This window comes from Bradyrhizobium sp. ORS 278 (genome assembly GCF_000026145.1).
Taxonomy (GTDB): domain Bacteria; phylum Pseudomonadota; class Alphaproteobacteria; order Rhizobiales; family Xanthobacteraceae; genus Bradyrhizobium.
The window spans coordinates 4,677,539-4,691,266 of the sequence record NC_009445.1; the positions used below are offsets into that span (position 1 = coordinate 4,677,539).

Annotated in this window: 14 protein-coding genes and 1 tRNA gene; 1 reads left to right on the forward strand and 14 read right to left on the reverse strand. The window is 64.7% G+C overall.

Annotation, left to right across the window (positions count from 1 at the left end; genetic code table 11):
* Positions 1–595: 595 nt before the first annotated feature.
* The 9 genes from BRADO_RS35110 to gatB all read right to left on the reverse strand — a co-directional run bounded on the left by BRADO_RS35110 (position 596) and on the right by gatB (position 9,271).
* Positions 596–742 carry a hypothetical protein gene (locus tag BRADO_RS35110; protein WP_157872596.1) on the reverse strand — a complete coding sequence of 49 codons (147 nt, stop codon included), beginning with the start codon at positions 740–742 and terminating at the stop codon, positions 596–598.
* 38 nt (positions 743–780) lie between these two features.
* Positions 781–2,274 (reverse strand): porin, encoded by a 1,494-nt coding sequence (locus BRADO_RS20865; RefSeq protein WP_011927329.1) that lies wholly within the window; start codon positions 2,272–2,274, stop codon positions 781–783.
* A gap of 597 nt (positions 2,275–2,871) precedes the next feature.
* Positions 2,872–4,434 (reverse strand): porin, encoded by a 1,563-nt coding sequence (locus BRADO_RS20870; protein ID WP_011927330.1) that lies wholly within the window; start codon positions 4,432–4,434, stop codon positions 2,872–2,874.
* Positions 4,435–5,300: 866 nt separating this feature from the next.
* Positions 5,301–5,394, reverse strand: a tRNA-Ser gene (locus BRADO_RS20875).
* Between the two features lie 126 nt (positions 5,395–5,520).
* Entirely contained in the window at positions 5,521–5,877 is a 357-nt protein-coding gene (locus BRADO_RS35810; protein ID WP_244422857.1) for a hypothetical protein, read from the reverse strand.
* 204 nt (positions 5,878–6,081) lie between these two features.
* Complete coding sequence (locus BRADO_RS20885; RefSeq protein ID WP_011927332.1) at positions 6,082–6,348, reverse strand: hypothetical protein; 267 nt, start codon at positions 6,346–6,348, stop codon at positions 6,082–6,084.
* Positions 6,349–6,551: 203 nt separating this feature from the next.
* On the reverse strand, positions 6,552–7,046 hold the full coding sequence (locus BRADO_RS35115; protein ID WP_011927333.1) for a hypothetical protein: 495 nt from the start codon (positions 7,044–7,046) through the stop codon (positions 6,552–6,554).
* Positions 7,047–7,330: 284 nt separating this feature from the next.
* Complete coding sequence (locus tag BRADO_RS35120; RefSeq protein WP_157872597.1) at positions 7,331–7,729, reverse strand: hypothetical protein; 399 nt, start codon at positions 7,727–7,729, stop codon at positions 7,331–7,333.
* Between the two features lie 57 nt (positions 7,730–7,786).
* Entirely contained in the window at positions 7,787–9,271 is a 1,485-nt protein-coding gene (gatB, locus tag BRADO_RS20890) for an Asp-tRNA(Asn)/Glu-tRNA(Gln) amidotransferase subunit GatB (protein WP_041756774.1), read from the reverse strand.
* Between the two features lie 248 nt (positions 9,272–9,519).
* On the opposite strand from gatB, the gene BRADO_RS20895 reads away from it, so the two are divergent.
* Complete coding sequence (locus BRADO_RS20895; RefSeq protein WP_011927335.1) at positions 9,520–10,167, forward strand: hypothetical protein; 648 nt, start codon at positions 9,520–9,522, stop codon at positions 10,165–10,167.
* A gap of 3 nt (positions 10,168–10,170) precedes the next feature.
* Here BRADO_RS20895 and BRADO_RS20900 read toward each other — a convergent pair whose 3' ends face one another.
* The 5 genes from BRADO_RS20900 to BRADO_RS20920 form a co-directional block, all read right to left on the reverse strand.
* Positions 10,171–10,461 (reverse strand): hypothetical protein, encoded by a 291-nt coding sequence (locus tag BRADO_RS20900; RefSeq protein ID WP_011927336.1) that lies wholly within the window; start codon positions 10,459–10,461, stop codon positions 10,171–10,173.
* On the reverse strand, positions 10,458–11,933 hold the full coding sequence (gene gatA / locus BRADO_RS20905; protein ID WP_011927337.1) for an Asp-tRNA(Asn)/Glu-tRNA(Gln) amidotransferase subunit GatA: 1,476 nt from the start codon (positions 11,931–11,933) through the stop codon (positions 10,458–10,460). Before gatA ends, BRADO_RS20900 begins: the two co-directional genes overlap by 4 nt.
* A complete protein-coding gene (locus tag BRADO_RS20910; protein WP_011927338.1) occupies positions 11,930–12,163 on the reverse strand; it encodes a hypothetical protein in 234 nt (77 codons plus the stop codon). Before BRADO_RS20910 ends, gatA begins: the two co-directional genes overlap by 4 nt.
* A 65-nt stretch (positions 12,164–12,228) precedes the next feature.
* Positions 12,229–12,516 (reverse strand): Asp-tRNA(Asn)/Glu-tRNA(Gln) amidotransferase subunit GatC, encoded by a 288-nt coding sequence (gene gatC, locus BRADO_RS20915; RefSeq protein ID WP_011927339.1) that lies wholly within the window; start codon positions 12,514–12,516, stop codon positions 12,229–12,231.
* A 119-nt stretch (positions 12,517–12,635) separates the two neighbouring features.
* Positions 12,636–13,712, reverse strand: coding sequence for a nitronate monooxygenase family protein (locus BRADO_RS20920; RefSeq protein ID WP_011927340.1), 1,077 nt, complete (start codon positions 13,710–13,712; stop codon positions 12,636–12,638).
* Between the last annotated feature and the right edge of the window lie 16 nt (positions 13,713–13,728).

The window sequence follows — 13,728 nt, forward strand, 5'->3', positions numbered from 1 at the left end:
CGGGCCGGGCCCTCGCCCTCGAGCAAAGCTCGGGGTGAACGCCGTAGCCGCCACCAACAGCACAATCGACGCGCAGATCGGTTTCACTATTGTCATTGAATTTCTCCATTGTTCGAGGGACGCAGACCAATTCGAGCGCTGCCAGCTCGTTCCGTGAGCCTTGCAAAGCGTCAGAATCTCCGAGACAGCCGCCCTCCTCATCGACGGGCGAGCTCGCCGAACTCCGGGGCATACTCTCGTCACAGGTCCTGCGCGCCTCCAGAGACGTCCTTTGGACCGGTGATCGCCGCTGGTCAGCTTCTCGCGGCAGCTATTGGCGCTGCAATCCAGTTCCTAGGCGGTCGCTGCTGAAGAGAATTCCGAGATCTGCACGAAGCATCGCCGTGGCGCGCCTCGACTCGAGGGAGTGTGACGGAGGTCGGCTCAGAGCCGAAGCAGCAAGTCGCGCTCCACACGGTTCGTTTCACCGTTGATCCTGGGCCGTGCAAGATCGCGGAGACGGCCGCGCGCTCAGCTCGAAATAATTCAGGATCAGATCGCGACCGGATGAGACCTGCGAGGCTCAACAGCAATGTGAGCTGAGCTCCGGCTCATCTCACATTCGCGGCATGAACCCGAGCGCGGTCATCAACTCATTGCGCTTGGTACCGCCAATCGGCACCAAGTCGATAAGGCCAGGCAGGACAAGCAGGTCGCCCGCGACCAGCGACAGCGAATAGAGAGACTGACGATGATCGTCCATCCTCCCTATTCGCTATCCGATTCGTCACTCGCCCCGCATCACCAGTTGCGCTGGGCGCGCAGCAGCATCGAGACCGAGTCCTGGTCCTTCAGCTGGTAGGTGGCTGCGGGCTTCGCCACGGCGGCGACAGCCGGAGCGACGGCGGTTCCGGTGAACTTCTGATCCAGCCGGGTCCATGCCACGTCGGCCGAGAACGTCAGGTTCTTGACCGGCGTCCAGCGGGTGATGAGGCCGATCGTCGAGATGTTGAAGTCGGGGTTGCAGTTGGCCGCCGCGATCTTCAGCTCGACGATGCCTGCGCCGTTACAGATCAGGCCCTTGGCCGTGGCGTTGTAACGCACGGCGGCATAGGAGCCGTAAACGGCGGTGTTCCAGAACGGATCCCAGTTGTGAGTGTAGGCACCGCGGAAACCATAGGTCGTCGTCAGCTGCTGCTGAGTGCCCGTCGCGAACACGGAGTCGGAGACGCCGGCGAAGCCGAGGCTCTGGTAGGCACCGGCCATGTTGGTGCCGCCATACATCGCATAGTTGATCGGTGCGAGGCTCTGGAAATTGTAGCGGCTGGCGCCGTTGGTGTAGACGCCCTGCACGTTGATCGTGTCGCCGACACCGGTCGGGATGTTCTTGACCGACAACGCCACCTGCGCGGCGTAGCCCCATTTGTCAGCCGGATGACCCGTGACTTCGGTGGCACCGTTGAAGGCGGTGTGGTTGTCGTGAGCCGCGACCGACGCCTGAACCAGACCCCAGGCCTGGTCGACGCGCACCATGCCGACGATGTCGGGAGACACGTTGCCGCCGAACGACGTCGTGCCGTAGTTGCCGGTGAGGACGCCGGCCGCCGTCTGCCCCGTCGTGTTCCAGATGTTGGTCTGCGAGTTCACCTGGGAATCCTGGGCTGAAATCGCTGCCGTGATTCCAGAGCCGAAATCGGCAGTGTAGGTGAACTGGTTGACACCGGTGATGGTGCCGCCGCCACCGGCCAGGCCGTCGAAATTGTTGCCGGGATAATTCGCCCAGGGGGCATCGAAAACCGACAAGGCTCGACCCATGGTGAAGCCGGCGAACTGAATGAAGGCGTTGAAGACACCGAGCGTGCCACCGCCGATCGCGTCACCGGTAAAGGTCGTCGGGTTCGACCCGGAGACGGTCCCGCCGGTGAATTGGAACACACCTTCGAAGAACGTGCGGACGACGCCATATTCCGTCGACGTGCGGGTATCGATCGTCAAGTCGGCGCGGGAGCGGGTCGTGTAGTAGTTGCTGAGCCGGTTGCGGGCACCGCCGGTACCGTTCGCCTGGTTCTGGAAGATGTTGTTGGTGTTGAACGCGGCATCAACGCGCAGATAGCCGCCCAGCTTGATGCACGTGTCGGTGCCGGGAATGTAGAAGAAGCCCGCGCCATACAGCGAGCACACCCGCACATACTCGATCGGCTTCGCCTTGATCGGAAGGTCGGCGGCCTGAGCTCCACCGACAGCAAGCACCAGCGCCGCCGCCGAGCCAAGTATAAGGCTCTTCACCGTCTTCATTCCAACCTCCAAACTGCTCTCATAGTCACGATGTGTGGATCACGGCCCGCCCACCTGCGCCGGTCCGATCTCCTATGGGCCTCAACGTGACAGCGATTGGGGTTGGGGTCGCAGCGCTCGCGGGGCACTTTTGGTGTATTCTCGGACCATTCTCGTGGCGGTGCGAAAGAAGAACGCCCGTTTCGCCTTATGCTCGGCACGGCGCTGCCCCGGCACGGACGCGAATGTTTCGCGAAATTTTCGCGATGGAACTCCGCAGATGCGGCTTTCACCCCGAAAATGAACGCCGACGAGCGCGCAGCAGCAATGGCCGCCAGAAGCTGCAAGCCACTCGCAAGATGAGTGTCTGTTCAGGATGATGGCGCGCCCCGGGCCCGACCCAGCTGGGGCCGGCTCGAATTTGGGCGTGGCTGCCACAAGTCGACGCGACGCTCGGAATCGGATCCGTCAGCCGATGAGCTACCGCCATGCCGCGCCAGCGCACGGGTCGACACGCTCGTCCAGAAGAAGGCAGGACTGCTCCTGGATGAAATCGACAAAAATAAAAGCCCCCGGCAGTGACCTGCCGGGGGCTCGAAGTTGATTGCGTAGACGGTATTAGAAGGTGCGCTGGGCGCGGAGCATCAGGGTCAGGGAGTTCTGATCCTTAAGCTCGTACGTCGCAGCCGGCTTCGCAAACGTCGAGTAGGACGAAGCGGGGACGGCGATCGTGCCAGTGTACTTCTGATCCAGACGCGACCAGCTCAGGTCAGCCGTGAAGGCCAGGTTCTTGACCGGGGTCCAGACCGTGTTGATACCGACAACGCCGAAGTTGAAGTCGGGGTTGCAGGTCGCCGTGGCGGCGCCGTAGGCGGCGACGAAGTTCGCGCAGATCAGCGCCTTCGCGTTGCTGGTGTAGCTCAGGCCAGCATAGCCGCCGTAGATCGCGGTCGCCCAGTTCGGGTTCCAGTTGTGGGTGTAACCGCCACGGAAGCCCCAGGACTTGGTGGTTTCGATGCTGCCGCCAGCTCCGAAGACACCGTCAGAAATGCCGGCGAAACCGACGCTCTGATAGGCTCCGGCGACGCCGGTACCGCTGAACATGACGAACTGCTGCGGGAACAGAACCTGGAAGTTCTCGCGGGTCATGCCATCGGTGTAGACAGCCTGCAAGTTGATCGAGTCACCCGGACCGGTCGGGATGTTCTTGATCGACAGAGCGGCCTGCACAGCCCAACCCCACTTGTCCGACGGATGACCGGTGACTTCCGATCCGCCGTAGTAGGCGGGATGAATGTCATGCGCAGCAGCCGACAGCTGGAACAGACCCCAGGCCTGATCGACGCGGAGGGCACCGACGATGTCCGGCGAGCGCGTGCCGCCCAGAGCGTTCGTGCCGTACTGACCGTTGATGAGGGCGTTGCCGGCGACGGTGGCAGCCGGAGTGGTGGTGATCACGCCCGCGGCGTTAACCGAGCCGGTTCCCGCGAAGCCGTTCACGTTCCACAGGTTGCCGTTGCCGTTGGACTGCGAGTCCGGGTTCTCCAAGGCCAGCGAGCCGGTGATGCCCTGACCGAAGTCGGCGGTGTAGGCGATCTGGTTGATACCGGTCACGTGGTTGGAACCGCCGGGAATGGTATCGGGACCACCAGCCGGATAGCTCTGCCACGGCGTGTCGAAGATCGAGACCGAGCGACCGAGGGTGAAGCCAGCGAACTGGATGAACGCGTTGTAGACGCCGAGCGTCGTGCCGCCAGCAGCGAAGGCCGAGCCAGTGCTGGTGTTGGTGATGTTGCCCGTGTCGTAGCTGAAGATCATATCAGCGTAGGTGCGGACGACGCCGTATTCGGTCGCCGTGCGGGTGTCGATGTTGAGGACCGTACGAGCGCGGCTGTAGTAGTAGTTGGTCAGACGATTGTTCGAACCACCGTTCGCAGTCGCCTGGCTGTTGTTGAAGCCGTAGTCGTTCGCGCCACCGAGGATCACGTCAGCGCGCAGATAGCCGCCGAGCTTGATGCAGGTGTCGGTGCCGGGGATATAGTAGAAGCCTGCGCCGTAGAGGGAGCAGACCTTCACATACTCGACAGCCTTGGCCTTGATCGGAAGGTCTGCCGCCTGGGCTGCGCCCACGGCGAGCAGGGCCGCCGCCGAGCCAAGGATAAGGCTCTTAACCGTCTTCATGTTAAACCTCCAAGTTGCTCTTCTGAGACGACCGGACCTAAATCCCCCAGGACGATCCCGTCATTCCCATCCCGAAAAACCGCTTCAGCCGCTTCGCGCCATCGGACACACCCGCATCACGCGAGGGACTTCAGCGAAACCTCTGTCACGGGACGATCGAGTAACCCCCCACCGTCGCGAGGAACTATGCCTGCGCTCGTCGGGTAAGCAAAACGGTTTGTGCACGGGTGCCACTGAATGGACACACGATGTGGCCTGTCGGCAACACCGAATGTGGCGATGCGGCAATGCCGGAAAGCCTTCAAAACCTTCGGCAAGATGTTGGTTTATCGAACTATTTCGGTAGGTTTCCGGTTTGGCGGAAACCGAACAATTCTAGGGGATGATGGTATGCACGTCGGCACCCAGAACCATCTACCGGCTGCAGAATTGCCCAACCGCGGCACGACCTGGGTCGGAATCGCGCAGCCTTCGTAGAATCACGGCAAGCCTCGTGCTCGATTTACGAGCAGTCTGAAAGCCCGCTATTTTCACCTGCATTTGCGAGCGATCGACCTGGCCGGCCGCATCGCGGCCGAGCCGAGTCGCCCCCCCCCGCGGGCGTCACACGAATAGGAATATAAAGGGCGGCGTTCACGGGTTGGTCCGCGGCGCTGGGAACGACGTCCCAAGGCGCCCCGCCGACGGCTGGTCAAGCAGGCGCCCCGCCGCCAACCGCAGATTCAGCAGGTCCGACTCGACCGACGAGACTTGATGCGCGGGAGTAAGCGGGGAAGATTTGAACGCCGGGATCAGCGCGGAGGAGACGGACCGGTCACGCCGAGCGAGTCGGAGCCGATCGGTTTGTCGGGTAGCGGAGACTCGACTGGCGGAGACGGAGGGATTCGAACCCTCGATAGGGCTTTACAACCCTATAACGGTTTAGCAAACCGCCGCCTTCAGCCACTCGGCCACGTCTCCAGCGACGCTCCGTATGCCCCACTCGGCGGCGCATCGCAAGCGGCAGATGCGCCACCGGCACGGGGTCACGCCTCCATCGTGTCTCGACTCGCCTTCTCCTGCCCGCCGATCCCGGTGGGCACGCCTTCAGTCGAACAGGCTCCTGCTGATGTTGATCACGAAGGCCGCCGGCACGCCGATGACGGCACCCACGAAGCCATAACCGAGCGCCGCCCACAGCGACGCTGCGCCCCCTGCCCCCATGATCGCGCCATAGAGTGTCCCCCCTGCCGCGCAAAGTGCCGTCACCACGACGAGCCGCCGATCGTTGGCGGCTTCGATCCGCAACCGCCGCAACTCGCGCCTGCTCTGCACCACGGGCCCCGCCGGCTCGGTCGACCCGCAATGCGGACAGGCTGCCGCGCTGAAGGAGACCCCGCCCCCGCAGTCATGGCAGTCGATCAGCTCCCGCCGCGTCGCTCGTCGCTGGTGCGCCTGCGCCATCCCGTCGTCCCACTTCGATCGTCCCGTTGGACGACAGATAGGAGATCCAGGGACGTCCGACGAGACTTGCGTCGGGCAACGCAGCAAGTCTGCGAGGTCGTCATGCGCCGAAGCCAGATATCGGCCGGCGCGACAGCCCGGCTTCCGGCCTCGCCGTCCACCTCTCGACGAGGCGCGAGGCCGGAGCGCTCCGGCGCACCACGGTCAGTGCGCGCTCATCCACGCGCGGGCCTCGCGCTGCGCCGCTGCGATCTCGGCATCAGACATCTGCTCGGCCACCTCGCGGCGCATCGCAGCCGCATCGGTGCGGCCCTTGAGGGCAGCGAGATTGAACCATTTGTGGGCGGCGATCAGATCGACCGCGCCTTCGCGGCCGCTCGCATGCCGCATGCCGAGCTCGAACAGCACGTCGCCGACCGCTCCCGCCGCGACTTCGATCGCACCGTCCAGATTGAGTTGTCCCTGAAACATCGTCGCTCTCCTTCTCGCAAGGAGGCGGCTCCCCTGGAGCGCAGCCCCCGTCCAACTGTTCAACGCCTGGTTAGTCCCCATGCCGTTTGACGGCTTATGCGCGAAAGATGCGGATCAAGTTTGAAAGGCAGTTTAAGCATCGTGCTGAAGGAAGCCTGAACAAAAGCCGGCCGATGCGTCGGGCCACGACGCAAACGCTTGAATCAGAAGAGATTTTTGAAAGCCGCAAAGAGCGGTTTACCGTTCTGTTTGGCAAACCTGTAACCATCGCCAAAACGGCGCCATGCCGCCGTCCCTGCAACGCCCGGCAATGGCGCGACGGCGCATGCGATCGACGAACCATGGGTGCGAGGGGGCACGATCGACAGCGGGCATGCATGCGCGGATGCGGACATCGGCAGCAAGCGTCCGACACGCGGCAGCGACAGGCGATGTGAGAGCGGGAGGGTCTCGTGCCGGCGGCGATCAGGCGCGGCGCAGGAAACGAGGAACGACCGGGAAGCGATCGTCGGGGGATCGAGGGCGTCGGCGAACACGTCAGGACCAGATCTCGCTCTGGCTGTGAGCCTGGCGAGATTGCAGACCGAAAACGCGATCTGCACCGAACGAAGAAATCCTGTTTCTTCTGCCGGACCGTTCCGCGGCAGCGACGCTGCCTTGAGTTCGATCCGACCGTTGACCTGATGTCTCGCCGACACCCTCTATCGTCGGTTGGAGCTTCGGGCGATCTGTCGGCCCTCTGGGCCTCGAGCGAACCTTCGTTCCAACGACGTGCCGGCATCAGCTGCCGGACTCATCTCGCAGGGACTGCGAGAGTTACTTCTTCTTGGCGACCTTCTTGGTCTTCTTGGCAGTCTTCTTCGCCGCGGTCTTCGCGACCTTCTTCACTGCCTTCTTCGCCTTCTTCGCTTTCTTGGCCATGTTGCCCTCCGATGTGAGATGGCTTAGTCGATGCGTGCACTCGGGAATCGAGCTGCACTCCTCATCGATACACCAACGAGTGAAAAAAAACAGCTTCCGGCTTAAGGAAGTGTTGACACGCGCGCGCGCGTGCGGCTGACGCAACGCGCGAAGCAGCGCGTCGCGCGACAACAAAATCGAAAGCGCCGATCTCGCCGCCGTCGCGCCCGCTACTAATAGACATCGCAAGAAAAGCCTGCGCTGCAAGCATTTCCTGCAAGCACGCAGATCGCGACGAAAATGGCGGCGTGCGCCGAGCGGCGGGCAGACTCACGCGAGAGGCGTCGTTCGCGGACTCTGAGTCGTAAATTTTGGCAACGAAAAAATTTTCATCGCACACGCCCTCGTGCGCGTTCGGACGCGCGTCAACGGTGGCTTTTTTGCGAATCGCGCGCGGCGATTCGCCGAACGCGAGCGCCAAGCAAAACGGCGCGCACCTTCGTGCGCGCCGTCGGAACGAAGATCCGCGAGCGTCGTTTCAGATGCCGAGCTTGCTCTTCAGGAGATCGTTGACCGCCTGCGGGTTGGCCTTGCCGCCCGACGACTTCATCACCTGACCGACGAACCAGCCGGCGAGCTGCGGCTTCGCCTTGGCCTGCGCGACCTTGTCCGGATTGGCGGCGATGATCTCGTCGACCACCTTCTCGATCGCGCCGAGGTCGGTGACCTGCTTCATGCCGCGGCTCTCGACCAGCTCGCGCGGATCGCCGCCCTCGCTCCAGACGATCTCGAACAGATCCTTGGCGATCTTGCCGGAGATGATGCCCTCGCCGATCAGCGCGACGATGGACGCGAGCTGCGCGGCCGACACCGGCGAGAATGCGATGTCGCGGCCCTCTTTGTTGAGCCGCCCGAACAGCTCGTTGATCACCCAGTTGGCGGCGAGCTTGCCGTCGCGCACCCGCTCGGACAGCGCGTCCAGCACGGCTTCGTAGAACGCCGCGCTCTCGCGTTCGGCGACCAGTACCGAGGCGTCGTACGGCGAGAGACCGAAATCGGCGATGAAGCGCGCCTTCTTCTGGTCCGGCAGCTCCGGCAGCGCCGCCTTCAGCTCGTCGACGAAAGCCTGGTCGAACTCCAGCGGCAACAGGTCCGGGTCCGGGAAGTAACGGTAGTCATGCGCCTCCTCCTTGGAGCGCATCGAGCGCGTCTCGCCCTTGTCGGGATCGAACCGCCGGGTCTCCTGCTCGATGACGCCGCCGTCCTCGAGAATCTCGATCTGGCGCCGCGCCTCGGCCTCCACCGCCTGGCCGATGAAGCTGATGGAGTTGATGTTCTTGATCTCGCAGCGGGTGCCGAGCGGCCCGCCCGGCTTGCGGACGGAGACGTTGACGTCGGCGCGCAGTGAGCCCTTCTCCATGTCGCCGTCGCAGGTGCCGAGATAGCGCATGATCGAGCGCAGCTTGGTCACGTAGGCCTTGGCCTGCTCGGCGTCGCGGATGTCTGGCTTGGAGACGATCTCCATCAGCGCCACGCCGCAGCGGTTGAAGTCGATATAGGACAGCGACGGCGACTGGTCGTGCAGCATCTTGCCCGGATCCTGCTCGAGGTGCAGACGCTCGATGCCGATGGTCGCGGTCTTGCCGCCGTCGAGCTCGACCGTGACCTCGCCCTCGCCCACGATCGGGTCCTTGTACTGGCTGATCTGGTAGCCTTGCGGCAGGTCGGGGTAGAAATAGTTCTTGCGGTCGAACACCGAGCGCAGGTTGATCTTGGCGTTCAGCCCGAGCCCGGTCCGCACGGCCTGGCGCACGCACTCCTCGTTGATGACCGGCAGCATGCCCGGCATCGCGGCGTCGACCAGCGAGACGTGGGTATTGGGATCGCCGCCGAAGGCCGTCGAGGCGCCCGAGAACAGTTTCGACTTCGAGGTGACCTGGGCATGGATCTCCATGCCGATCACGGTCTCCCAGTCGCCGGTGGCGCCCTTGATCAGCTTGTGCGGTGTGGCGGGTGCGTTCATGGCAGTGGTGTCCAGGCAAAGTGTCGGTTGCATCCGGCTTCGCGCAACGTCACCCGGCAGTCAAGCCGGACGAGCCTCCGCTGCGGCCCGCAAGCGGCGCCTTCCGCCTGTGAATGCGAGACAATCCGAGTGCGCCCCGCCCGTACCGCTCCGGCTCGCGGCCGCGTTTGCCGCAGCCGCTGCGCAACCGGCCGTAGGTAGACCCTCGCGCGGAACCCGGCCTACAAATCGCTGGGGAGATACGGGGCATGCGACGACGATTGATGAATTTGGCGGTGACGGCTGTGGCCCTCACCCTGGTGTCGTGCGCGACACCCTACCAGGACAACAACATTTTCGGCGGCGCAGATGTCACGGAGCTCAGGCCCGACGTGGCCCGTGTCAGCTTCCGCGGCAACGGCTTCACGACCAAGGAGAGCGTGCAGGTCTATTGGCTCAATCGCTGCGCCGAGCTTGCGGTTGCCAAGGGCTATGCCGGCTTCGAGATCCTGTCCGACATGCAGTTCGTGATGCGCCGACCGACCGAGGAGGACACCAGGACCAGGCTGGCAAGCGCGATCCCGTCGCTGCGCGTTCACATCCCCGTCTCGGCCAACGAGGCCAGCGACGTCGCGGCCTGGCGAGACCAGCGGGATACGGCTGGCCTGCCGGCCTCGCCAGTGAAGCTGGCGGGCGTCATCTTCATCCCCATGAATACCGGCGGCGGCCCACCGAAGCCCGCGATCGAAGGCGACATTCATTTCCTGCCCGCGCCGGTGGCGTCGGCGCCGCCGAAAGTGTTCAACGCCAAGGACCTGATCGCGCAGCTCGAGCCCCTCATCAAGGGGGAGAAATGCGCCGGCAACATCTGCCCGCATGTGCACGAATATCTCCTGCCGAAAGGCAAGCTGCGCTAACCGCTAGGTCGTCAACAGCGCGCCGACGATGCGCTCCCACTCGGTGGGGAGGGCATCGGTGGCGACCGGCTGCCCGGCCTGGCGATACCAATAGCCGGCGTTCCCGAGATCGCCCTCGACGCGATGCAGATGCGCATGCGCCCAGGCTGCGTCGCGGCCGGTCTCGTCCTGGATGATCCTGTGCGCCCTGTCCCAATCGCCCTTCGCCAGCCACCACAGGCCGGTCAACACGGGCGTGAGCCCCGCCGCGGGCGCATCGCCCGCGAGGCTCGTCTTGAAATCGTCGATGCTCACCACCACCGGACCGGCGTGAAGCGTCCCGCCGCCTGCTCGATGACCTCGCCGAGCGAGAACAGCGTCTCCTCGTCGAACGGACGGCCGATCAGCTGCAGTCCGAGCGGCAGACCCTGACTGTCCTTGCCGGCGGGCACCGCGATGCCCGGCAGGCCCGCCATGTTCACGGTCACCGTGAAGATGTCGTTGAGATACATCTCGACCGGATCGGCGCCGCCCTTCTCGCCGACGCCGAACGCGGCCGACGGCGTCGCCGGCGTCAGGATCGCGCTGACGCCCTTGGCGAAGCAGTCCTCGAAGTCCCTCTTGATGAGGGTGCGGACCTTCTGCGCCCGGATGTAATAGGCGTCGTAATAGCCGGCCGACAGCACATAGGTGCCGATCATCACGCGGCGGCGGACTTCGGCGCCGAAACCTTCGGCGCGGGTGTTCTCGTACAGCTCGCCGATCGACTTGCCGGGCACGCGCAGGCCATAGCGGACGCCGTCGTAGCGGGCGAGGTTCGACGACGCCTCCGCCGGAGCCACGATGTAATAGGCCGGCAGGGCATACTTCGTGTGCGGCAGCGACACCTCGACCAGTTCGGCGCCGGCGGCCTTCAACCAGGCCGCGCCCTCGCTCCACAGCTTCTCGATCTCGGCCGGCATGCCGTCGAGACGATACTCCTTGGGGATGCCGATCTTCATGCCCTTCACGGACTTTCCGATCGCGGCCTCGTAGTCCGGCACGGGAATGTCGACCGAGGTCGTGTCCTTCGGATCGTGGCCGGCCATCGAGCGCAGCAGGATCGCGGCATCGCGCGTCGTGCGCGCGATTGGACCGGCCTGGTCGAGCGACGAGGCGAAGGCGACGATGCCCCAGCGTGAGCAGCGGCCATAGGTCGGCTTGATGCCGACGGTCGCGGTGAACGCCGCCGGCTGGCGGATCGAGCCGCCGGTATCGGTCGCGGTCGCGCCCATGCAAAGCAGCGCCGCCACCGCGGACGCCGAGCCACCGGACGAGCCGCCCGGCACCAGCGTGGTGTTGGAGCCCTCGCGGCGCCAGGGGTTGCCGACCGGGCCGAAGCACGAGGTCTCGTTGGACGAGCCCATCGCGAACTCGTCATTGTTGAGCTTGCCGAGCATGACCGCGCCGTCGCGCCACAGCTGCGCGGTTACGGTCGACTCGTAGGTCGGCACGAAATTACCCAGGATCTTCGAACACGCCGTGGTGCGGACGTCCTTGGTCGCGAACAGGTCCTTGATCCCCAGCGGAATGCCGGCCAGCGGCCCGCCCTCGCCCTTGCCGATCCTGGCATCGGCGTCGCGCGCCATCGCGCGCGCCTGATCCGGCGTCTCCATCACGAAGGCATTGAGCGCCCGCGCCGCCTCGATCGCCTTGAGATGGGCGTCGGTCAACTCGAGCGACGTGAAGGTCTTGTCCGCGAGGCCCTTGCGGGCCTCGGCGAGCGTCAGCGAAGTCAAATCGGTCATTTGTTGATCGGGCTGCAGAAGAACGGGGAGAGCGTCTTGTCGGCGTCGGCGTCGTCGGCGAAGAACTTGTTCTTCTTCGAGGTTGCCTTGTTGGCGTTGGCCGCCTCGAGTTGATCCAGCACCTCGTTGACGGCCTTGTCGGGATCGGCGGCTTTGCCCTGCCGCTCCATCGCGTCGAGATAGTCCATATAGGCCTTGTAGGCCGCTTCATCGTCGCAGAGCAGGCACATGGCGGTGGCTCGCTTGTCGGTTGGAGGAACAGATGGCGCGCGAGGAGCGCGCCGACCTGCCCTGGCTATTCCACGACCTTCGGCACGAGAAAGAAGTTGTTCTCGGTCATCGGCGCGTTCTTGACGATGTCGTCGGCAATGTCGCCCTCGGTGACGACGTCCTGGCGCTTCTTCATCGCCATCGGCGTCACCGAGGTCATCGGCTCGACGCCCTCGACATTGACCTCCGAGAGCTGCTCGACGAAGGCCAGCATCGCGTTGAGCTCGCCCTGCAGATGCGGGACCTCGGCGTCAGTGACAGCGATCCGCGCCAATTGCGCGATCTTGCGGACGGTGGCGGCATCGACCGACATTATATAGGGCCTCTCGGGACACAGTGTACCCGCCCTATAGCAGAGCCCGCTTTCGCGCCGCAACCGGCAGCCCCAGGCTTTCCCTGGGCAGCTCCCCTGCCCTCGACGTCTCCCTGACGTCAGCCCGCCAGCTTGCCGAGGCGCGCCAGTGCCTGTTCGGCCAATGTCCGCGTGAGCTCGGTTGCCGGTATCTCGCGCCCGAGCGGCAACGCCTGCCCGGCCCAAAGGTTGGTGAAATCGACCTTGCCCTGCTTCTCCGCGGCCGCCTTGAGCGGACCGAGCGCGGTTGCCGCATGCGGAAACGCCGGCGCGTCCGGCGAGACCGGCCCGACCTCGCGCATCACCCGGTTGGCGACGCCGCGGGCCAGCCGGCCGGTCATGACGTTGGTGATGACCGTCGATTCGTCGCTGGCTGCCGCGAGCGCGGCGCGCGCCGGGACGCTAACCTTGGACTCGGGGCAGCGCAGAAACGCGCTGCCGATCTGCACGCCGGAGGCGCCGAGCGCGAATGCCGCCGCGATGCCGCGGGCATCGGCGATCCCGCCGGCCGCGATCACCGGCAGCTTCACCGCATCGACGATCTGCGGCACCAGCGCCAACGTCCCGACCTGCTCGGCGAGCTTGTCGGTGAGGAACATGCCGCGATGACCGCCGGCCTCGGCGCCTTGCGCGATGATGACATCGGCACCGTTCCGCTCCAGCCAGACCGCCTCGCGCACGACCGTTGCAGAGGCCATGATCACCGCACCGGTCGCCTTCACACGTGCCAGCAGACCTTGCTCCGGCAGGCCGAAATGGAAGCTGACGATCTCCGGCTTCAGCTCCTCGACGATGGCGCACATCGCCGCATCGAACGGCGCGCGGTTGGCCGCGGTGACCGGCACCTCGGGATCGACGCCATACTCTTCATAATAGGCGCCGAGCCGCCTCTTCCACCCGGCCTCACGAGCCGCGTCGGCCTCCACGGGCGTGTGGCAGAAGAAATTCGTGTTGACCGGCGCCGACACGCGCTGGCGGATGATCCTGACTTGCTCGCGCACCTTGTCGGCGGACAGCATCGCACAGGGCAGCGAGCCGAGGCCGCCGGCTTGGGCGACCGCGATGACGAGATCGGCATCCATCACGCCGGCCATTGGCGCGAGCACGATCGGGTGCTCGGTGTTAACGAGATCAAGGAAGCGGCGGTCGGGCCACATGGTTCACCTCATTCTC